This window comes from Pseudomonas sp. PGPR40 (genome assembly GCF_022014505.1).
Lineage (GTDB): Bacteria > Pseudomonadota > Gammaproteobacteria > Pseudomonadales > Pseudomonadaceae > Aquipseudomonas.
Genome location: NZ_JAKLSP010000020.1, coordinates 30,821 through 51,634, shown reverse-complemented (window position 1 = coordinate 51,634; position 20,814 = coordinate 30,821). Strand labels below are relative to the sequence as shown.

At 57.4% G+C, this 20,814-nt stretch carries 20 protein-coding genes; 11 read left to right on the top strand and 9 right to left on the bottom strand.

Going from position 1 to position 20,814, the window contains the following annotated elements; translation table 11 throughout:
• Positions 1–131: 131 nt before the first annotated feature.
• Entirely contained in the window at positions 132–1,127 is a 996-nt protein-coding gene (locus tag MEB48_RS17940; protein WP_237885346.1) for a GlxA family transcriptional regulator, read from the bottom strand.
• A 102-nt stretch (positions 1,128–1,229) separates the two neighbouring features.
• Here MEB48_RS17940 and MEB48_RS17935 point away from each other — a divergent pair, with 102 nt between their 5' ends.
• From MEB48_RS17935 to MEB48_RS17890, 10 genes are all read left to right on the top strand, one after another.
• A complete protein-coding gene (locus MEB48_RS17935; protein WP_237885345.1) occupies positions 1,230–1,778 on the top strand; it encodes a cysteine hydrolase family protein in 549 nt (182 codons plus the stop codon).
• Positions 1,779–2,226: 448 nt separating this feature from the next.
• Positions 2,227–2,808 carry a YjfI family protein gene (locus MEB48_RS17930; protein WP_030131197.1) on the top strand — a complete coding sequence of 194 codons (582 nt, stop codon included), beginning with the start codon at positions 2,227–2,229 and terminating at the stop codon, positions 2,806–2,808.
• Between the two features lie 24 nt (positions 2,809–2,832).
• The gene (locus MEB48_RS17925; protein ID WP_237885344.1) at positions 2,833–3,531 is read left to right on the top strand and encodes a PspA/IM30 family protein; all 699 of its coding nucleotides are present in this window, start codon (positions 2,833–2,835) and stop codon (positions 3,529–3,531) included.
• A gap of 197 nt (positions 3,532–3,728) precedes the next feature.
• Positions 3,729–4,292, top strand: a complete 564-nt coding sequence (locus tag MEB48_RS17920; RefSeq protein WP_237885343.1) for a rhomboid family intramembrane serine protease — start codon at positions 3,729–3,731, stop codon at positions 4,290–4,292.
• Between the two features lie 70 nt (positions 4,293–4,362).
• On the top strand, positions 4,363–5,397 hold the full coding sequence (locus MEB48_RS17915; RefSeq protein ID WP_237885342.1) for an ion channel: 1,035 nt from the start codon (positions 4,363–4,365) through the stop codon (positions 5,395–5,397).
• Positions 5,384–6,058, top strand: coding sequence for a DUF2491 family protein (locus MEB48_RS17910; protein WP_237885341.1), 675 nt, complete (start codon positions 5,384–5,386; stop codon positions 6,056–6,058). Before MEB48_RS17915 ends, MEB48_RS17910 begins: the two co-directional genes overlap by 14 nt.
• Before the next feature lie 14 nt (positions 6,059–6,072).
• Positions 6,073–6,501, top strand: coding sequence for a DUF350 domain-containing protein (locus MEB48_RS17905; protein WP_237885340.1), 429 nt, complete (start codon positions 6,073–6,075; stop codon positions 6,499–6,501).
• Positions 6,502–6,520: 19 nt separating this feature from the next.
• Positions 6,521–7,246: a DUF1190 domain-containing protein gene (locus MEB48_RS17900; protein WP_237885339.1), complete on the top strand. Its 726-nt coding sequence runs from the start codon at positions 6,521–6,523 to the stop codon at positions 7,244–7,246.
• A gap of 12 nt (positions 7,247–7,258) precedes the next feature.
• Positions 7,259–8,416 carry a glutathionylspermidine synthase family protein gene (locus MEB48_RS17895; protein ID WP_237885338.1) on the top strand — a complete coding sequence of 386 codons (1,158 nt, stop codon included), beginning with the start codon at positions 7,259–7,261 and terminating at the stop codon, positions 8,414–8,416.
• A gap of 108 nt (positions 8,417–8,524) precedes the next feature.
• Positions 8,525–10,717, top strand: coding sequence for an OsmC domain/YcaO domain-containing protein (locus MEB48_RS17890; protein WP_237885337.1), 2,193 nt, complete (start codon positions 8,525–8,527; stop codon positions 10,715–10,717).
• A 174-nt stretch (positions 10,718–10,891) separates the two neighbouring features.
• Here MEB48_RS17890 and MEB48_RS17885 read toward each other — a convergent pair whose 3' ends face one another.
• Complete coding sequence (locus tag MEB48_RS17885) at positions 10,892–11,416, bottom strand: single-stranded DNA-binding protein (protein WP_007896798.1); 525 nt, start codon at positions 11,414–11,416, stop codon at positions 10,892–10,894.
• A gap of 9 nt (positions 11,417–11,425) precedes the next feature.
• Positions 11,426–12,823 carry an MFS transporter gene (locus MEB48_RS17880; protein ID WP_237885336.1) on the bottom strand — a complete coding sequence of 466 codons (1,398 nt, stop codon included), beginning with the start codon at positions 12,821–12,823 and terminating at the stop codon, positions 11,426–11,428.
• Positions 12,824–13,014: 191 nt separating this feature from the next.
• On the opposite strand from MEB48_RS17880, the gene uvrA reads away from it, so the two are divergent.
• Positions 13,015–15,849 (top strand): excinuclease ABC subunit UvrA, encoded by a 2,835-nt coding sequence (uvrA, locus tag MEB48_RS17875; RefSeq protein WP_237885335.1) that lies wholly within the window; start codon positions 13,015–13,017, stop codon positions 15,847–15,849.
• Between the two features lie 150 nt (positions 15,850–15,999).
• Here uvrA and bfr read toward each other — a convergent pair whose 3' ends face one another.
• The 6 genes from bfr to rpsK form a co-directional block, all read right to left on the bottom strand.
• The gene (gene bfr, locus MEB48_RS17870) at positions 16,000–16,464 is read right to left on the bottom strand and encodes a bacterioferritin (RefSeq protein WP_237885334.1); all 465 of its coding nucleotides are present in this window, start codon (positions 16,462–16,464) and stop codon (positions 16,000–16,002) included.
• Between the two features lie 155 nt (positions 16,465–16,619).
• Positions 16,620–18,068 (bottom strand): catalase, encoded by a 1,449-nt coding sequence (locus MEB48_RS17865; RefSeq protein ID WP_237885333.1) that lies wholly within the window; start codon positions 18,066–18,068, stop codon positions 16,620–16,622.
• Between the two features lie 240 nt (positions 18,069–18,308).
• Positions 18,309–18,695 carry a 50S ribosomal protein L17 gene (gene rplQ / locus MEB48_RS17860; protein ID WP_007924175.1) on the bottom strand — a complete coding sequence of 129 codons (387 nt, stop codon included), beginning with the start codon at positions 18,693–18,695 and terminating at the stop codon, positions 18,309–18,311.
• A gap of 42 nt (positions 18,696–18,737) precedes the next feature.
• On the bottom strand, positions 18,738–19,739 hold the full coding sequence (locus tag MEB48_RS17855) for a DNA-directed RNA polymerase subunit alpha (protein WP_003186012.1): 1,002 nt from the start codon (positions 19,737–19,739) through the stop codon (positions 18,738–18,740).
• Between the two features lie 22 nt (positions 19,740–19,761).
• Complete coding sequence (gene rpsD, locus MEB48_RS17850) at positions 19,762–20,382, bottom strand: 30S ribosomal protein S4 (RefSeq protein ID WP_003176404.1); 621 nt, start codon at positions 20,380–20,382, stop codon at positions 19,762–19,764.
• A gap of 18 nt (positions 20,383–20,400) precedes the next feature.
• A complete protein-coding gene (rpsK, locus tag MEB48_RS17845) occupies positions 20,401–20,790 on the bottom strand; it encodes a 30S ribosomal protein S11 (protein ID WP_002555466.1) in 390 nt (129 codons plus the stop codon).
• Positions 20,791–20,814 lie beyond the last annotated feature (24 nt).

Sequence of the window (20,814 nt, the reverse complement as noted above, 5' to 3'; positions counted from 1 at the left end):
AAGCCTGACGCAGATCTAATGTGGGAGCGGGCTTGCTCGCGAATGCGGTGGGTCAGTTAGCATCAATGTCGAATGATAGACCGCTTTCGCGAGCAAGCCCGCTCCCACATTTTGATCTGTGGTGATGCTCGCTACCGAGCCGTTGCCGCGGTCGCAGACACACCAAACCGCGCCCGGTAATCACTCGGCGCCAGCCCGGTAATCTTTTTGAACGTTGCCCGAAACGCACTCGGGTCCTGGTAACCCACGGTCCAGGCAATGTGATCAATGGTGCCGTTGGTAAACTCGAGCATTTCCCGTGCCTTGCCGACTCGCAGGTGCTGGCAGTACTCGGTGGGTTTTAACCCGGTCGCCGCACGAAAACGCCGCAGGAAAGTGCGCTCTTCCAGCCCCGCCCGCTCGGCCATCGCCGCCACCGAAACATCGGTCGCCCCGGTGCTTTGCAACCAATGTTGGACCTTGAGAATCGACGCATCGCCATGGCTGAGAATCGGTGAAAAATTGCTGCCGCACTCGCTCGCGCTGTCGCTGTGTTCCACCACCAGAAACCGCGCCGTGCCGGTAGCGATACTCGGCCCGAGCAAGCGGTTCACCAGCCACAACCCCAGCTCTGACCAGGCCATCAAGCCGGCGGTGGTGATCAGGTCGCCATCATCGACTATGGGCGTGTCGGCCTTGAGTTTGATCGCCGGATAACGCTCGGCGAAGGCCTTGGCCGAAGTCCAGTGGGTAGTGGCGCTACGGCCATCGAGCAGGCCGCTTTCGGCCAATAGAATAGAACCCACGCAGACCCCGCCAAGGGTCGCACCGTTGGCGTGTTGCTGCCGAATCCAGCGAATCAGTCCTTGGGGCGCCTGCCCCTTGGAAAAACCTCCGATCGAGGGCGGGATCAACACGGCGACCAATGCGCCGGCCGGGCCAGGATGAGTGTCATAGACCCGCTCGGGCACTTGATCGCCATCGACCTGCCAGTGACTGACCCGCAGCAACGGTAGCTGCGCCGCCTGATGCTCGGCGGCGATCCGGTTGGCCACGCCGAAAAGGTCCGTCAGCCCATGCACCGCCGCCATCTGCGCACCGGGATAAATCAGCACTCCCAGTTCGGCGACTGCCCTTTCTACACCCATTGTCAGTTTTCCCCCTTCTATTGTCGGTGCGGCCAATCCTCGCACAGCCCGCTAAACCCAATACTTGATTGCACACCCAACACACACTTCGAGGAAACAGTCATGGCCAAGCAAGCACTCATCGTAGTCGATATCCAGAACGACTACTTCCCCCAGGGCAAGTGGCCGCTGGTGGACGCCGACGCCGCAGCAGACAACGCCGCACGGTTGATTCAGGCGTTTCGCGAGGCCGGTGATCCGGTGGTGCATATCCGCCACGAATTCACCTCCGACGCCGCACCGTTCTTCACGCCAGGCTCCGAAGGTGCGAAGTTGCACCCCAAAGTCCTTAACCGCGCCGACGAACCGGTGGTGCTCAAACACTTCGTCAACTCGTTCCGCGAGACTGAGCTGGAAGCCCTCCTCGACCAGCAAGGCATCGAGCACCTGGTGGTGGTCGGGAGCATGAGCCACATGTGCATCGACGGCATCACCCGCGCCGCCGCCGATCTGGGCTACACCGTCACGGTGATTCACGACGCCTGCGCCACCCTTGACCTGGAGTTCAACGGCGTCACCGTGCCGGCCGCCCACGTTCACGCCGCCTTCATGTCGGCCCTGGGTTTTGCCTATGCCAGCGTGGTGTCCACCGACGATTTTCTGGCTGGTTGAGGTGAGAAACCTGTGGGGGCGGGCTTGCCCCAATGCCAGTCAGTTAAGGGCAAATCGGATCTGTAGGAGCCAGGCTTGCCGGCGAAGACGTCCTTAAGTGCGCCTTCGCCGGCAAGCCTGGCTCCTACGAAAAGCGGGTTTACTCGCTTAACTGACTGGCATTGGGGCTTGCCCGCGAAAGCGGTGTATCAGGCAACATCAATGTTGACTGTGCTGCCGTCTTCGCGGGCAAGCCCGCTCCTACACAGTCGAAAAAATCTCACGCGTGAGCTATTGAGAGCTGCAAAAAATGCCTGTAGTGTTTCTCACGCGTGAGATTTTTCACAACGAGGCCAGCATCATGCAAAGCAGCTCTCCATCAGATCCGCCTACCGGATCTGTTACCGATTCCGCGAGCAGCAAGGGAGAGCGCTCGAAACCGTCCGCGAAAAAACCCTCCAGCTTCTACATGAAGCAGATGCGCGCGGGCCTGGGTGCCGCCGGCTATGTGAAACACGAGACTTGGGTGCTTCCCGAAAATCGAAGCCTGCTCAAGCAGATGGAGAAACAGCTACGCCAACCGATTCTGGCTGGCTCATTCATGTCGGAGAATTACATGAGCGCAGGTAATAACTGGAACATCGATCGCCTCTACAGCGCCCTTCAGGCCCTCGACGAAGTGGTTTCGAACGACATCACCCTCTCCCTCGTTCAAGGCTCCGAGTCCAGCATCAAGCTGGAAATGAACGATTTCGGTGGTTTGCCGATTTACATCGCGGTGGTGGGCGATCAGGTCATCGTCGATACCGTTCTGGTCGATGTCGAGTCCATCAACGACGTACCGGCCTTCAACGATGCCGTGCTGCGCAGCCGGGAAATGTTCCCGCTGTCCTCGATCGGTATCGAGTCCATGCCCAACGGTCAGGTCGTTTACAACATGTTCGGCGCGTTGAGCTCCGACTCCAGCCTGACCAACGTCGTGACCGAGGTCAAAACCCTCGTCGACAACGTCCAGCGCGCCAGCGAAGCCTTCGAACGTTTCTTCATCTAATTTTTCGGGAACAGGAACTATCCAATGACTCAGTCCATCTGGAGCAAATTGTTCACCGCGCTGCGTGGCGGTGCCAATGAAGTCGGTGAATCGATCGTCGACCAACAGGCCCTGCGCATCCTCGACCAGGAAATTCGCGATGCTGACAGCGCGCTGGCCAACGCCAAGCGTGAGCTGGTCACCATCATGGCCAAGCACAAACTGTCGACTGATCGCGTCAGCGAGTACAACGCCAAGATCAAGGACCTGGAATCCAAGGCCCTGGCCGCGATCCAGGCCAACCGCGAAGATCTGGCACTGGAAGTGGCCGAAGCCATTTCGACCCTGACCAATGAACTGGATGTCGAGCAGAAGCAGGCCACCGAATTCGGCGGTTACGCGGACAGCATGCGTAAAGACATCACCAAGGCCGAAAACCGCATCAAAAGCCTGCGTCAGCAAGTGGACATGGCCAAGGCGCGTGAAAGCGTACAGAAAGCCCAGGTCAGTGCTTCGATCGCCAGTGGCGGCGCCAACGGCAAACTGGAAACCGCCGTCGGTACGCTGAACCGCCTGCAAGCCAAGCAGCAGCAACGTGCCGCTGAACTGCAAGCCCAGGACCAACTGGCCGATGCATCGACCGGCACCGACCTGGAGCGCAAGCTGCGCGAAGCCGGCATCACGCCGAACGAAGGCAGCGCCAATGCGATTCTGGAGCGCCTGAAGAAAAAATCGGCTGAGTAAGCAACACCGCAGCAGGAAGGGCATTTAATGCCGAGCTGCGGAACCTGTGGGAGCGGGCTTGCTCGCGAAGAGGGAGTGTCAGTCGACATCAATGTTGCCTGACACACTGCCTTCGCGAGCAAGCCCGCTCCCACATGGGTTGTGCTTGACTGACAGGCATTAATTGATTGCCCTTCTTTTTTGAGTCGAGGTCACGGATGGATACCCTGAAGGGTTTCAAGACAATCGCAGGCGTGGCCCTCTTCATGGTTGTGCTGCAATTGCTCAATGTTGCGACCGGCTACAGCCTGACTGCCTTCGGCCTGGTGCCGAGAACACTGCACGGATTGGCCGGCATCATCACCTCGCCTTTCTTGCATGGGTCCTTTGCGCACCTGAGCACCAACCTGATTGCCTTTTTGATCCTCGGTACCCTGGTCATTGTCGAAGGACTCAGCCGGTTCATGGTCGTCAGCGCTATCATTATTTTGCTGGGCGGTTCGCTGGTCTGGCTGTTCGGTTTTTCAGGTGTACACGTCGGTGCCAGCGGATGGGTATTCGGGCTGTGGGCGTATCTTCTGTCGCGCGCCTGGTTCCAGAGGAGCTGGAGCAACCTGATAACAGCCAGTGTCGTGGTCCTGCTCTATGGCGGCTTGATCTTTGGCTTCCTTCCTCGCCAGGGCATGTCCTTCGAAGGGCATATCTTTGGGGCGATCGCCGGGTTTATTGCAGCCAAGGTACTGTTATCTACGCCGCGCAGCAGGTTTAATGCCGCCCGGTAAACGCACTTGAGCACTCAGACGCCAGAGCGATTACGTCGCCAGGAATGAGCCCCACGGAGTCAGGGATGTAATGTCAATTTTCCTTTTATTGCGCACGTACGCCTCATCCTTCTTCCATCGGTTCGGCTGGGCAGGCCTGGCCATTGCGTTGGGCATCCACCTGAGTACGGCCTGGATCGGCCTGGTGCTTCTGGGCGAACAACATCTCATCGCCGCCGCCACGTTTACCTACTTCTATCTCACCACCACACTCACTGTCGGCTATGGCGATCTCGCGCCACAAACAGCCGCAGGACGAATTTTCGTGGCGACCTGGGTCATGCTCGGGGGCATTGCGCTGCTGACGGCAGCCATCGGCAAAACCACCAGCAGTGTCATCGATGTATGGAGAAAAGGCATGAAGGGTAAAGGCGATTTCACCGGCAAGGTCGGCCATACGGTTCTCATCGGCTGGGAAGGCGCATCCAGCGAGCGGGTCGTTGAATTATTGCTGCAGGACGAAACATCCAATGACAACCTGATCGTCATTTGCGATTGCGACCTCGAAGAAAATCCCATGCCGGGCAAAGCGGACTTTATCAAAGGCGAAAGCCTGTCCTCTGCCGCACTTTTGCTGCGTGCCGGCGTTCCCGGTGCCGAGCGCGTCCTGGTGCGTACCCACTCAGACGATCTGACCCTGGCCACCGTGCTGGCGGTCAATCAACTGAGCCCTGTCGGCCATGTGGTCGCCCACTTCAATGAAAGTGAAATCGCTGCGCTCGCCAGCGCCTACGCGCCCCGCCTGGAGTGCACCTCGAGCATGGCCATCGAGATGTTGGTGCGCGCCTCTCAGGATCCGGGCTCATCCGTGGTCATCAATGAATTGCTGTGCGTGGGTCAAGGCGCCACCCAATACTTGATGAAACTGCCCGACACCTTTGAAGCAACGTTCGGCGATCTGTACGCACAGATGAAAGAACACCACAACGCGACCCTTATCGGCTACCGCGCCAAAGGCGCCCGACACCCGTCGATCAACCCACCCGGCGCCACTCGCGTCGAGGGCGGCGAACTCTTCTACATCGCCTCCATGCGCCTCAAGGAAATCACCCATGGGATGGTTTAAGCAGTTGATGGGGCTTGAGGCCCCGAAAGCGAATACGCAATCGAAATGGGCAACCGATGAAACCCTGCCCGCCATCGGTCCACTGGGCCTGACATTGGGCAAAGAGGTGATGTTCGATACCACCCTGAAGTTGTTGCTCGACGGTAACACCACTGTGGTCATCCCTGGCTCCCAGCAAATCTGGAGCGCTGGCACTGTTGATCTCGGGCAGTCGACCTGGCTGTCGCGCTATTACATGAACGACGAAGATTACTGGCTGCAAGTACACACTACCGGTGGCATCGCCGGACAGGTCGAGTCGGTGATCCTGTTCAATTACCTCAGTTACATCACCATCAACAGTGAAGCGGAGCTGAGTCGGCTGGCCGGCCCTCAAAGCTTGATTGGCCTGCCGACCTACAACCACGACGGCGTCGAATACACCCGCGAATGGGGCACCGAGAGCGGCCAGACGGAACTGGTGGCGCTGAGCGAACACCTGAAAAATCCGGATGAGTCCTACAGTATCGAACACCGTTCGATGCTATACGTCCGGGAAACCGGCCTGACCGATCGCCGGGAATTCCTGCTGTTTTCGGTCGAAGAAGACGCCGAAGGCACCATCAGCTTGAGCACTTCGCTGGGCATTTCGCTGTACACCACTGACCTGAACACTTTTTAAAAAGGAAGAAGTCCATGCTTGAAGCGCTCTCCATCTCCCTGAACAAAGCCGCCGTGCTCGGGTTTGTTTTGTACATTCTTGGCGCTGCCGTGCTGTTCGCGCTGTTTCAGTTCATCTACACCCGAATCACGCCGCACCGGGAGTTCGAACTGATCCGTTCGGGTAACGTTGCCGCCGCGATCGCCCTGGGAGGCGCCATGATCGGTTTCGCCATTCCAGCCAGCAATGTGATTGCCTACTCGATCAGCCTTCTGGACTTCGTCGTTTGGGCAGTGATCGCCGCTTTCGTGCAGCTGCTGGCGTTTCTGCTGACCAGCCTGGTGCTTAAAGGCGCCTCTGAACGGATTAAAAAAGGTGAAATCGCTGCGGGCATCTATATCGCGGCAGTGGCCATCAGCGTCGGCATGTTGAACGCCGCGTGCATGACCCCTTCCCAGAACTGATTGCGCCACGGAGATCCCGATGAAACGAAGCAAGTACGTTCAGCTCTCGCTGGCAGCGTCGGTCGCCATGGCGATATCAGGCTGCGGCCAGGAAGAAAAAACTTACGCGATGCAGAAGAAGTACAACTTCCAGTCTGTTCAGCAGTGTGCCGATGAAAAGCTCCCGGTGGACGTCTGCTCTGACGCCTACATGGCCGCCATGGCTGAGCATCGCCGTATCGCGCCGGTGTACGACAACCAGGCCGATTGCGATGCCGACTTTGTCGCTGACTGGTGTCAGCAGGATTCCGCCGGCAAGTTCATCCCCAAGCTGGGTGGTTTCGAACTGACCGCCGATGGCGAGGTGACCCAATCCCAAGTGGACGCCGCCAAGGCTCAATTGCCCGCCTCAGAAGCGAACAGTGGCGGCTCCGGGTTCTCCGGCACCAGCCTGCTGACCGGCCTGCTGATCGGCAACATGCTGAGCAACAACCGCAACAGCTATTACTCCCAGCCGGTCTACCGCTACCGCGATGATCGCGGCAACTACGGCTCCTCGACGCTTAACCAGCGGATTTCGAAAGGCGCAACCTTTACCAAATCCAATCAGGCAAGGTACGGCAGCAGCAGCTATACCGACTCAGTCCGTTCCGCCAGCAAGCCGATTTCCGTTGCGTCGTCCACATCCCGTGGCGGCTTCGGCAGCAAAGCCAGCGCCCGCAGCGGTTGGGGCGGTTCGAGCAGCGCTGGCCAATCGAGCAGTTAAGGAACGAGCACCATGAAGAAGATCCTCTGCGCCGAGCGTCATGACTGGAAACAGACCGCTGAAAGTCTTGGCTTCCTGTTCCATACCATCGACGACGAACCTTATTGGGACGAGAGCGCGTATTACCAGTTCACGCTCAAACAGATCGAGCACGATCTCGAAGACCCGACCACCGAGATTCATGAGATGTGCATGGACCTGGTGGCCCGCGTGGTTCAGAGCGAGGACTTGCTGGAGCGCCTGAGCATTCCCGCGCCATTCTTCGACATGCTTCGCACTTCATGGCTCGAAGGCCACCCGCATCTGTACGGGCGTATGGATTTTTCCTACAACGGCAGCGGGCCGGCCAAGTTGCTGGAACTCAACTACGACACGCCGACCAGCCTGTATGAGGCAGCGGCGTTTCAGTGGGGTTGGCTGGAACAATGTATCGAACGTGGTTTGCTGCCCAAACATGCCGATCAGTTCAACAGCATCGACACCAAGTTGCATCAGGCCTTTGCCCAACTGCAGCTCAAACAGCCCTTCTATTTCGCCTCGATGAAAGACTCGGTCGAAGACAAAGGCACCACCGACTATCTGCGCCTGATCGCGGAAAAAGTCGGCATCGAGTCACGGCACATCGACATCGAGGACATCGGCCTCACCCATGAAGGATGCTTCGTCGACCTGGAAGATCGCTGGATTCCTCACCTGTTCAAGCTGCATGCCTGGGAGTTCATCTTCCACGAGCCCTTTGGTGCTGCGATTGCCCAGAGCGATACACAGTTTTTCGAACCGGCGTGGAAATCGATCATTTCCAACAAGGGCATTTTGCCGCTGCTGTGGGAGTTCAACAAAGGTCACCCGAACCTGCTCGCGGCGCACCTGGATGCCGACCCGAGCAAAGCGGTACCCAAGGGCTGGGTGCGCAAGCCGTTCTTCTCCCGGGAAGGCGCCAACATTGAATTGCAAACCGCCGACGGCCTGATCGTAAAAGAAGACGGCCCCTACACCGATGCGCCGTTTATCCTTCAGGAATTCGCCCCGCTGCCGCAGTTTGGCGATAGCTTTACGCTGATTGGCTCTTGGGTAATCGGGGATCAAGCAGCGGGGATTGGCGTGCGGGAAGACAACAGTTTGATCACCAAGGATTCGAGCCGGTTTTTGCCACACCTGATACTCGATTGACCCATCCATCGCCGGTATGGACATAAATAAGCTACCCGCAAGACTTACGGCTGAAATACCGGATAATGGCGGCCAAATTGTCTAGCCCGTTATTCTGGTAATCCCCCCATGGAAATCAAGGTCAACTTTCTCGACAACCTTCGGCTTGAAGCCAAGTTCGATGACTTCACGGTGGTGGCCGATCAACCTATCCGCTATAAGGGCGATGGCTCGGCACCTGGTCCATTCGACTATTTCCTGGCTTCGTCGGCGTTGTGTGCAGCTTATTTCGTGAAGTTGTACTGCGACACTCGCAGTATTCCCACGGATAACATCCGCCTGTCGCAGAACAACATTGTTGACCCGGAAAACCGCTACAACCAGATTTTCAAGATCCAGGTCGAGTTGCCAGCGGACATCTCCGACAAGGACCGCCAGGGCATTCTGCGATCCATCGACCGTTGCACCGTGAAAAAAGTAGTGCAAGCCGGGCCTGAGTTTGTGATCGAAGAGGTGGAAAACCTCGACGCCGATGCCCAGGCGTTATTGATGCCTGCTTCTAATTCCGAGGCGAGCACTTATATTGCCGGCAAGGACCTGCCGCTGGAGCAAACCATCGCCAATATGTCAGCCATTCTGGCGGACCTGGGCATGAAGATTGAAATCGCTTCGTGGCGCAATATCGTGCCCAATGTGTGGTCGCTGCACATCCGCGATGCGCACTCGCCGATGTGCTTTACCAATGGCAAGGGCGCGACCAAAGAAGGCGCGTTGGCGTCGGCGCTGGGCGAGTTTATCGAGCGTCTGAACTGTAATTTTTTCTACAACGACCAGTTCTGGGGCGAAGACATCGCCAACGCGCCGTTTGTGCATTACCCGCATGAACGCTGGTTCAAGCCTGGTCGCAAGGATGAACTGCCGACTGAAATTCTCGACGAATACTGCCTGAAGATTTACAACCGTGACGGCGAACTGCGTGGCTCCCATCTGATCGATACCAACTCCGGCAATGAAGAGCGCGGCATCTGCTCGCTGCCGTACGTGCGCCAGTCAGACGGTGAGGTGGTGTATTTCCCGTCCAACCTGATCGAAAACCTGTTCCTCAGCAACGGCATGAGTGCCGGTAACACGCTGGCCGAAGCCCAGGTGCAGTGCCTGTCGGAGATCTTCGAACGCGCGGTAAAACGCGAAATCATCGAAGGTGAATTTGCACTGCCTGACGTGCCGGCCGAAGTGTTGGCGAAATACCCCGGGATTCTGGCCGGTATCCAGGCGCTGGAAGAGCAGGGTTTCCCCGTGCTGGTTAAAGATGCGTCCCTGGGTGGCGAGTTCCCGGTGATGTGCGTCACGTTGATGAACCCGCGTACCGGCGGTGTGTTCGCCTCGTTCGGCGCGCATCCGAGCCTGGAAGTGGCGCTGGAACGCAGCTTGACGGAATTGCTGCAGGGCCGCAGTTTCGAAGGCCTCAACGACCTGCCACAGCCGACTTTTGAAGGTCACGCAGTAACCGAGCCGAATAACTTCGTCGAGCACTTCATCGATTCCAGCGGCGTGGTGTCGTGGCGCTTCTTCAGTGCCAAGTCTGATTACGAATTTGTAGAGTGGGACTTCTCCGGCCAGGGTGAAAACTCGAATGCCGAAGAAGCCGCGACCTTGTTCGGCATTCTCGAAGGCATGGGCAAGGAAGTGTACATGGCGGTCTACGAGCATATCGGCGCGAAGGCCTGCCGCATCCTGGTACCGAACTATTCGGAAATTTATCCGGTAGACGATCTGATCTGGGATAACACCAACAAAGCGCTGTTTTTCCGCGCCGATATTCTGAACCTGCATCGCCTGGACGAAGACGAACTGCAAGCGCTGGTTGAGCGCCTGGTGGAAAGTGAGCTGGACGACTACACCGATATCACCACCCTGATCGGCATCGAGTTTGACGACAATACCGCCTGGGGTCAGCTGACGATCCTGGAGTTGAAGCTGCTGATCTATCTCGCCTTGCAGCAATTTGAAGAGGCGAAAGAGGCGGTGGAAATGTTCCTGCAGTACAACGACAACACGGTTGAGCGTGGCTTGTTCTACCAGGCCGTGAATGTGGTGCTGGAGATGAAGCTGGACGAAGACCTGGAACTGGAAGATTACGAGGCCAATTTCCGGCGGATGTTTGGCAGCGAGCGGACGGATGCAGCGATCGGATCGGTGGACGGCAGCGTGCGCTTCCATGGCTTGACACCGACCAGCATGAAACTGGAGGGGCTCGACAGGCACCTGCGGTTGATCGATAGCTACAAGAAACTGCACTCGGCGCGGACCGCAATCCTGTAGGAACCAAGCTTGCTGGCGAAGAACGGTCACGCGGGTAATCAGGCAAACCGCGTCATCGTTTTTCGCCAGCAAGCTGGCTCCTACAAAATGAGGCGCAAAAGAAAACCCCCGACCAGTCAAAGGACTGATTGGGGGTTTCGAGGCTAAACCTTACAAAATAGTCTTAGGTAGGAATTAGAACGGGATATCGTCATCAAAGCTGTCGAAATCCGGAGCTGGCTGCGGAGCGGCCTGCTGCTGTGGAGCCGGACGCGATTGTTGCGGTGCCGACTGCTGCGGACGCGGCGCCTGTTGGCGTGGAGCCGGGGCGGACTGCTGGTAGTTGTTGCCCCCGCCTTGTTGGTCGCCCTGCTGTGGACGGCCGCCCAGCAGCTGCATGGTGCCTTGCATGTCGACCACGATTTCAGTGGTGTAACGCTTGATACCGTCTTTTTCCCACTCGCGGGTTTGCAGTTTGCCTTCGATGTAGACCTGCGAACCTTTACGCAGGTATTCGCCGGCAATTTCAGCAACCTTGCCGAACATCGACACACGGTGCCATTCGGTCTTTTCGACTTTCTGACCGGTTTGCTTGTCGGTCCACTGTTCGCTGGTCGCCAGACTCAGGTTGGTCACGGCGTTACCGTTAGGCAAGTAGCGAACTTCGGGATCCTGGCCGCAAGTGCCGACCAATATGACTTTGTTAACCCCACGGGCCATAACGTTCTCCTAGGCTTCGCACGCTGTCGCGGCCGGGTTGTTCACCAGACGCTCCAAGGTAGTGCGATCCAATAATTCGGTGTCCAGTTTGATGTAAATCGCCGCTTCATCGGCAACCACGATTGCATCGGTTACTCCAACGACGGCCTTCAGGCGCTCGATCAGGCCAGCTTCACGAATCGCTTCGGGCGACAACGGCAAGCGCAGGCTTGTCACATACGGAGGTTCTCGCATGGTAACAGCAAAGGCTAACCAGAGGGCAGCCAGACCTGCGCATCCAAGGAACACAACCGACAAACCGCCATGCTGGAACAGCCAGCCGCCGAGGATCCCGCCCAGTGCCGAACCGAGGAACTGACTGGTGGAATAAACCCCCATCGCCGTGCCCTTGCCGCCTGCCGGTGAAACCTTGCTGATCAGCGATGGCAAAGAGGCTTCCAGCAGATTGAACGCGGTGAAGAACACCACCGTGCCGATTACCAGAGCCCGCAAGCTGTCGCCGAACTGCCAGAAGAATAGCTCAGTGAACATCAGCGTCACGACGGCACCGAGCAAAACTCGTTTCATTTTGCGTCGCTTCTCGCCGTAGATAATGAACGGGATCATGGCAAAGAAGGAAATCAGCAGCGCGGTCAGGTACACCCACCAGTGCTGCTCCTTGGGCAGCCCGGCCTTTTCGACCAAGGCCAGGGGCAATGCCACGAAGCTCGACATCAACATCGCGTGCAACACAAAAATGCCCAGATCCAGGCGCAGCAGGTCCGGGTGCTTGAGCGTCGGTATCAGCGCCTGTCGCGCGACGCCGGACTCCCGGTGCTGCAACGGCCCGGTAGCACGCGGCACCATGAACATCACGATGACGATGCCGAACAGCGCCATGCCACCAGTGGCGAAGAACAACCCGGACAGACCGAAAACACGGGTCAGCAACGGTCCTACAACCATGGCGACAGCGAATGACAGACCAATCGTCATGCCGATCATGGCCATGGCTTTGGTCCGATGCTGTTCGCGGGTCAGGTCTGACAGCAACGCCATGACCGCCGCGGAAATCGCCCCTGCACCTTGCAGGATGCGTCCGGCGATGACGCCCCAGATCGAATCGGCATTGGCCGCCAGTACACTTCCCAGAGCGAAGATGATCAGCCCCAGATAAATCACCGGACGACGACCGATGCGGTCGGAAATGAAGCCAAAAGGAATCTGAAAAACCGCCTGGGTCAGGCCGTAAGCGCCAATCGCCAACCCGATGAGGGCAGGGGTCGCTCCTGCCAGGTCCATCCCATAGGTCGCCAGAACCGGCAACACCATGAACATGCCAAGCATACGGAAGGCGAACACCAGGGCCAGACCGCTTGCTGCGCGGGTCTCACTGCCACTCATGCGTTCGCTGTGGGGATCGTGCATGGAAAAACCTCATGTGAACCGGCGGCGATTCTACCAGTCCCATCGATTGACGGGGTACATCGCGACGCTATGACGCGCACAGATGACGCAGTCTTCATGCGAGGTTGCGCACCCCGCATTTGATAGTGTGCATCCATCCAGTATTTGGCCGTATACTCCTACGTTTTCGACGCCCGCCGAGCGAGGCCACTTTGGACAAGATCCTGATTCGTGGGGCCCGAACCCACAACCTGAAGAACATCGACCTGACCCTGCCACGGGACAAACTGATCGTTATCACCGGCCTGTCCGGATCCGGCAAGTCGTCCCTGGCCTTTGACACGCTGTACGCCGAAGGCCAGCGCCGTTATGTCGAATCGCTGTCGGCCTACGCCCGGCAATTCCTGTCGATGATGGAAAAACCTGACGTCGACACCATCGAAGGTCTGTCGCCAGCGATCTCCATCGAACAGAAGTCGACCTCGCACAACCCGCGTTCGACGGTCGGCACCATTACCGAAATCTACGACTACCTGCGCCTGCTCTACGCTCGCGTCGGTATTCCGCGCTGCCCGGACCATGACATTCCGCTGGAAGCCCAGACCGTCAGCCAGATGGTCGATCTGGTGCTGGCACAACCGGAGGGCAGCAAACTGATGCTGCTGGCCCCGGTGATCCGCGAGCGCAAGGGCGAGCACCTCTCGGTCTTCGAAGAACTGCGGGCCCAGGGTTTTGTGCGGGCCCGGGTCAACGGCAGGCTCTGCGAACTGGACGAACTGCCGAAGCTGGATAAACAGAAGAAGCACTCGATCGATGTCGTGGTCGATCGCTTCAAGGTCCGCGCCGATTTGCAACAACGCCTGGCCGAATCGTTCGAGACCGCGCTGAAACTGGCAGACGGTATCGCCCTCGTTGCGCCGATGGATGACGAGCCCGGCGAAGAAATCATCTTCTCCGCACGCTTCGCCTGTCCAATCTGCGGCCATGCCATCAGCGAGCTGGAGCCCAAGCTGTTTTCCTTCAACAACCCGGCCGGCGCCTGCCCGACCTGCGATGGTCTGGGGGTTAAACAATTCTTCGACACCAAACGATTGGTGAACGGTGAACTGACCCTGGCCGAAGGTGCGATTCGCGGCTGGGACAGGCGCAATGTTTATTACTTCCAGATGCTTGGCTCGCTGGCCTCACACTACAAGTTCAGCCTTGAAGTGCCGTTCAACGACCTGCCGGCCGATCAGCAGAAATTCATCCTGCATGGCAGTGGCTCGCAGAACGTCGATTTCAAATACCTGAACGACCGTGGCGACATCGTCAAACGTTCGCACCCGTTCGAAGGGATCGTGCCGAACCTGGAACGCCGCTACCGCGAAACCGAATCGGCTTCGGTCCGTGAAGAGCTGGCCAAGTTCCTCAGCACCCAACCCTGCCCGGATTGCCGCGGCACTCGTCTGCGTCGCGAGGCGCGGCACGTGTGGGTCGGCGAGAAGACCCTGCCGGCGGTGACCAATCTGCCGATTGGCGACGCCTGTGAATATTTTGGCGTGCTGAAACTGACCGGTCGCCGCGGCGAGATCGCCGACAAGATTCTCAAGGAAATCCGCGAGCGACTGCAATTTCTGGTCAACGTTGGCCTGGACTACCTGTCCCTGGATCGCAGTGCCGATACGCTGTCGGGCGGCGAAGCCCAGCGTATTCGTCTGGCCAGTCAGATTGGCGCCGGCCTGGTGGGCGTTCTGTACATCCTCGATGAACCGTCGATCGGCCTGCATCAACGGGACAACGACCGGTTGCTGGGCACCCTCAAACACCTGCGCGACATCGGCAACACGGTGATTGTGGTCGAGCACGACGAAGATGCGATTCGTCTGGCCGACTATGTGGTGGATATCGGCCCGGGCGCCGGCGTGCACGGTGGGCATATCGTCGCCGAAGGGACGCCGGCCGAGGTCATGGCTCACCCTGATTCGCTGACCGGCAAGTACTTGTCGGGCCGGGTAAAGATCGCAGTTCCAGCCAAACGCACGCCGCGTAACAAGAAATTGTCGCTGGCCCTCAAGGGCGCTCGCGGCAACAATTTGCGTAACGTCGACCTGGAGATTCCGATCGGTCTGCTGACCTGCGTGACTGGTGTGTCCGGCTCGGGCAAGTCGACACTGATCAACAACACGCTGTTTCCTTTGAGCGCTACCGCACTCAATGGCGCCACGACTCTGGAAGCGGCAGCTCACGACAACATCAAAGGCCTGGAGCATCTGGATAAAGTCGTCGACATCGATCAGAGCCCGATCGGTCGCACGCCACGCTCCAACCCGGCGACCTATACCGGGCTGTTCACGCCGATTCGCGAGTTGTTCGCCGGTGTACCGGAATCTCGCTCCCGCGGTTACGGACCGGGGCGCTTCTCCTTCAATGTGAAGGGCGGACGCTGCGAAGCTTGTCAGGGCGATGGCCTGATCAAGGTGGAAATGCACTTCCTGCCGGATATCTATGTCCCGTGCGACGTCTGCAAGAGCAAGCGTTACAACCGCGAAACGCTGGAGATCAAGTACAAGGGCAAGAGCATCCACGAAACCCTCGAGATGACCATCGAGGAAGCACGGGTGTTCTTCGATGCAGTTCCAGCTTTGGCGCGCAAGCTTCAGACCTTGATGGACGTAGGCCTTTCGTACATCAAGCTGGGGCAATCGGCGACGACGCTGTCCGGCGGTGAAGCCCAGCGGGTGAAACTGTCCCGCGAGCTGTCCAAGCGCGATACCGGCAAGACGCTTTACATCCTCGATGAGCCGACCACCGGCCTACACTTTGCGGATATCCAGCAACTGCTCGACGTACTGCATCGTCTTCGCGACCACGGCAATACCGTGGTAGTGATCGAGCACAACCTGGATGTGATCAAGACCGCCGACTGGTTGGTGGACCTGGGGCCGGAAGGTGGTTCCAAAGGCGGCCAGATCATCGCCGTCGGTACACCGGAGGAAGTGTCCGAGATGAAGCAGTCTCACACCGGCTTCTATCTCAAACCGCTGCTGGAGCGTGATCGAGCCTGACCTTGCCCCACGAAAAAGCCCCTGTCACTTCAACAGTGAGAGGGGCTTTTTTGTGCGTTTCTGTAGGAGCGAGGCTTGCCCGCGAAGGCCTCACCTCGGTCTGAATGCACCGCAGCGATCCCTTCGTGGGCAAGCCTCGCTCCTACTGCGTCAGAACTGCGATTGCAGGTAATTTTCCAGTCCAATCAGTTTGATCAGACCCAACTGCTTTTCGAGCCAGTAGGTGTGATCCTCCTCGGTGTCGTGCAGCTGAACTCGCAGCATCTCGCGACTGACATAGTCCTTGTGCAGCTCGCAAAGCTCTATGCCCTTGCAGAGAGCAGCACGGACTTTGTATTCCAGGCGCAGGTCAGCGGCGAGCATGTCAGGCACGGAGGTGCCGACATCCAGATCGTCCGGACGCATACGAGGGGTACCTTCGAGCATGAGGATCCGGCGCATCAGTGCATCAGCGTGCCCTGCTTCTTCTTCCATCTCATGGTTAATACGTTCGTAGAGCTCGGTGAAACCCCAGTCCTCATACATCCGCGAGTGCACGAAATATTGGTCACGCGCGGCCAGTTCGCCTGTCAGCAACGTGTTGAGGTAATCGATTACGTCTGGGTGACCTTGCATCGCCCTACATCTCCCTGCTTGAAAGTCTGTAGTTTGAACCAACCTGACCGGAAGGTCACTCGCCCTACGCAACAAAAGCAAAGATATTCTGAGAAAACCAGCTTAAATAACGCAAAAACCGCCCAAATGAGGGCGGTTCTGCTTATCGTTTAGACTTAGTTAAGCTGTACGTTGAGTGCCTTTGCGATTGCTTCTCCATACGCCGGATCGGCCTTGAAGAAATGCTGCAATTGGCGATCGACCACATCGCTGGAAACACCAGCCATGGCGCCGGCAATGTTGTTGACCAGCAGGTTTTTCTGCTCATCGTTCATCAGGCGGAACAGCGCCCCAGCATGACTGTAGTAGTCGGTATCTTCGCGATGATCGTAACGATCAGCCGCGCCATTCAGGGCCAAGGCAGGTTCCGCATAGCGCGGTGCCTGTTTCGGTGATTCTACGTAGCTGTTCGGCTCGTAGTTCGGCGCTGCACCACCATTGCCGCCAAACGCCATGGAGCCGTCGCGCTGGTAGGTGTTGACCGGGCTGCGAGGCGCATTCACCGGCAATTGCTGGTGATTGGTGCCAACACGGTAGCGGTGGGCATCAGCGTAAGCGAACACACGGCCTTGCAGCATGCGATCAGGCGATAGACCAACACCCGGGACCATGTTGCTCGGACCGAACGCCGCTTGCTCGACTTCAGCAAAGTAGTTCAGCGGATTACGGTTGAGCTCCAATTCACCCACTTCGATCAGTGGGAACTCTTTCTGCGACCAGGTTTTGGTCACGTCAAACGGGTTCTCGTAATGAGCCGCCGCTTGGGCTTCGGTCATGATCTGAATGTTGACACTCCATTTCGGGAAATCACCGCGCTCAATCGCACCGAACAAGTCACGCTGTGCGTAATCCGGATCGGTACCCGCCAGGCGCGCTGCTTCTGCCGGCGCGAGGTTCTTGATCCCTTGCCTGGTTTTATAGTGCCACTTCACCCAGTGACGCTCGCCATTGGCGTTGATCAGGCTGTAGGTGTGGCTACCGAAGCCGTGCATGTGCCGATAACCGTCGGGAATGCCGCGATCCGAAAACAAAATGGTGACTTGGTGCAACGCCTCAGGCGAATGCGACCAGAAATCCCACATCGCCTGCGCGCTTTTCAGATTGCTTTGCGGCAGGCGTTTCTGGGTATGGATGAAGTCGGGGAACTTCAGCGGATCACGAATGAAAAAAACCGGGGTGTTGTTACCGACGATGTCCCAGTTGCCTTCCTCTGTGTAGAACTTCAGGGCAAAACCGCGGGGATCACGTTCGGTGTCGGCTGAACCGCGTTCGCCACCTACGGTTGAGAATCGCAAGAATGTCGGGGTTTGTTTGCCGATGGACTCAAATAGCTTGGCACTGGTGTACTGAGTGATATCGCGAGTCACAGTAAATGTACCGTAAGCACCTGAGCCTTTGGCGTGTACACGACGCTCGGGGATGTTTTCACGATTGAAGTGAGCAAGCTTCTCAATCAGGTGGAAATCATCGAGCAGCAAAGGACCGCGCGCGCCGGCGGAACGGGAATTCTGGTTGTCGGCGACAGGAGCGCCACTGGCGGTTGTAAGCGTTTTATTTTGGCTCATGCGATTTTCCTTCCTCTGTCGGTCTTGAACTGCCGGCTAATCGGCTGAGAAGGAGTATTGATCATTCAATGTGACACCTACAAATTCATTAATTTGCAGGCATCGATAGAAAATTACTAATGACCATCCCCCATCCCATGATGACAACTTGACCCAGGAAGAAGCTTGTACAAACAGCGCGTTTCTTACAGGCACAAAAAACCGGGCACTAGGCCCGGTTTCTTGTTTCAGACTGACGTCTTACTCAGCGGATACAGCTTCACCGCCGACAGCACGATCAACCAACTCGACGTACGCCATAGGCGCGTTGTCGCCAGCGCGGAAACCGCACTTGAGGATGCGCAGGTAGCCACCCTCACGGGTAGCGTAACGCTTGCCCAGGTCGTTGAAGAGCTTACCAACGATAGCTTTCGAACGAGTACGGTCGAAAGCCAGACGGCGGTTAGCCAGGCTGTCTGTCTTGGCCAAAGTGATCAGCGGCTCAGCAACGCGGCGCAGTTCTTTGGCTTTTGGCAGTGTAGTTTTGATCAGCTCGTGCTCGAACAGCGACACCGCCATGTTTTGAAACATGGCCTTGCGGTGCGAGCTGGTGCGGCTCAGGTGACGACCACTTTTACGATGACGCATGGTTCATTCCTTACCAAACACTACGTTCGGTGATTACGACGATCAGGCAGTCGCCTTGTCGTCCTTCTTAAGACTTGCAGGCGGCCAGTTGTCGAGGCGCATGCCGAGGGACAGACCGCGGGAGGCCAGAACGTCCTTGATTTCAGTCAAGGATTTCTTGCCAAGGTTCGGAGTCTTCAACAGCTCTACTTCGGTACGCTGAATCAGGTCACCGATGTAGTAGATGTTTTCCGCCTTAAGGCAGTTAGCCGAACGTACAGTCAGTTCCAGATCGTCAACCGGGCGAAGCAGGATCGGATCAATCTCGTCTTCCTGCTCGACAACCACTGGCTCACTGTCACCTTTGAGGTCGACGAACGCAGCCAACTGCTGTTGCAGAATGGTTGCAGCACGACGGATAGCCTCTTCAGGATCCAGGGTACCGTTGGTTTCCAGATCAATAACCAGCTTGTCCAGGTTAGTACGCTGTTCGACACGGGCGTTTTCCACCACGTATGCGATACGGCGAACCGGGCTGAACGAAGAGTCAAGCTGCAAGCGACCGATGCTGCGGCTTTCGTCTTCATCGCTCTGACGCGAGTCTGCCGGCTCATAACCACGACCACGAGCTACGGTGAGCTTCATGTTCAGGGCGCCGTTAGACGCCAGGTTAGCGATTACGTGATCGGGGTTAACGATCTCGACATCATGATCCAGCTGAATATCGGCAGCGGTAACCACCCCCGAACCCTTCTTCGACAAGGTCAGCGTAACTTCGTCACGACCGTGCAGCTTGATAGCCAGACCTTTAAGGTTCAACAGGATTTCAATTACGTCTTCCTGTACGCCTTCGATGGCGCTGTACTCATGGAGTACACCGTCAATCTCGGCCTCGACTACTGCACAGCCGGGCATTGAGGACAACAGGATGCGGCGCAGCGCGTTGCCCAGGGTGTGGCCGAAACCACGCTCGAGAGGCTCGAGAGTGATCTTGGCGCGGGTTGGACTGACAACCTGCACATCAATATGGCGGGGTGTCAGGAACTCATTTACCGAAATCTGCATGGATGCACCTATTTTCTAGCCCTTACTTGGAGTAGAGCTCGACAATCAGGCTTTCGTTGATGTCGGCGGACAGATCACTGCGAGCAGGAACGTTCTTGAAAACGCCCGACTTCTTCTCAGTGTCTACTTCTACCCATTCTACGCGGCCACGTTGGGCACACAGATCGAGAGCTTGGACAATGCGAAGTTGGTTCTTTGCTTTCTCGCGAACTGCGACCACGTCACCAGCACGAACCTGGTAAGACGGAACGTTTACGGTCTGACCGTTAACGCTGATCGACTTGTGCGATACCAGCTGACGGGATTCGGCACGAGTAGAGCCAAAACCCATACGGTATACAACGTTGTCCAGACGGCATTCGAGCAGTTGCAGCAGGTTTTCACCGGTTGCACCTTTCTTGCCAGCAGCTTCTTTGTAGTAGCCGCTGAATTGACGCTCGAGAACGCCGTAGATACGACGGACCTTCTGCTTTTCACGCAGTTGGGTGCCGTAATCGGACTGGCGACCGCGGCGTTGGCCGTGGATACCAGGTGCTGCTTCAATGTTGCACTTCGATTCGATCGCGCGCACGCCGCTCTTCAGAAAGAGATCGGTGCCTTCGCGACGAGCGAGTTTGCATTTTGGACCAATGTAACGAGCCATTCTTTACAATCTCCTGGATTACACGCGGCGCTTCTTCGGCGGACGGCACCCGTTGTGCGGGATTGGCGTCACGTCGGTGATGCTGGCGATCTTGTAGCCACAGCCGTTCAAAGCGCGGACTGCGGATTCACGACCTGGGCCTGGACCTTTGACGTTAACGTCGAGGTTTTTCAGGCCGTATTCCAGCGCAGCTTGACCAGCACGTTCAGCAGCTACTTGAGCAGCGAACGGGGTGGACTTGCGGGAACCGCGGAAACCCGAACCACCGGAGGTAGCCCAGGAAAGAGCGTTGCCTTGACGGTCGGTGATGGTCACGATTGTGTTGTTAAAAGATGCATGGATGTGGGCGATGCCATCAACCACTGTCTTTTTAACTTTTTTACGAGGACGAGCAGCAGGTTTAGCCATGATTAATTTCCTGTCGATTCGCTG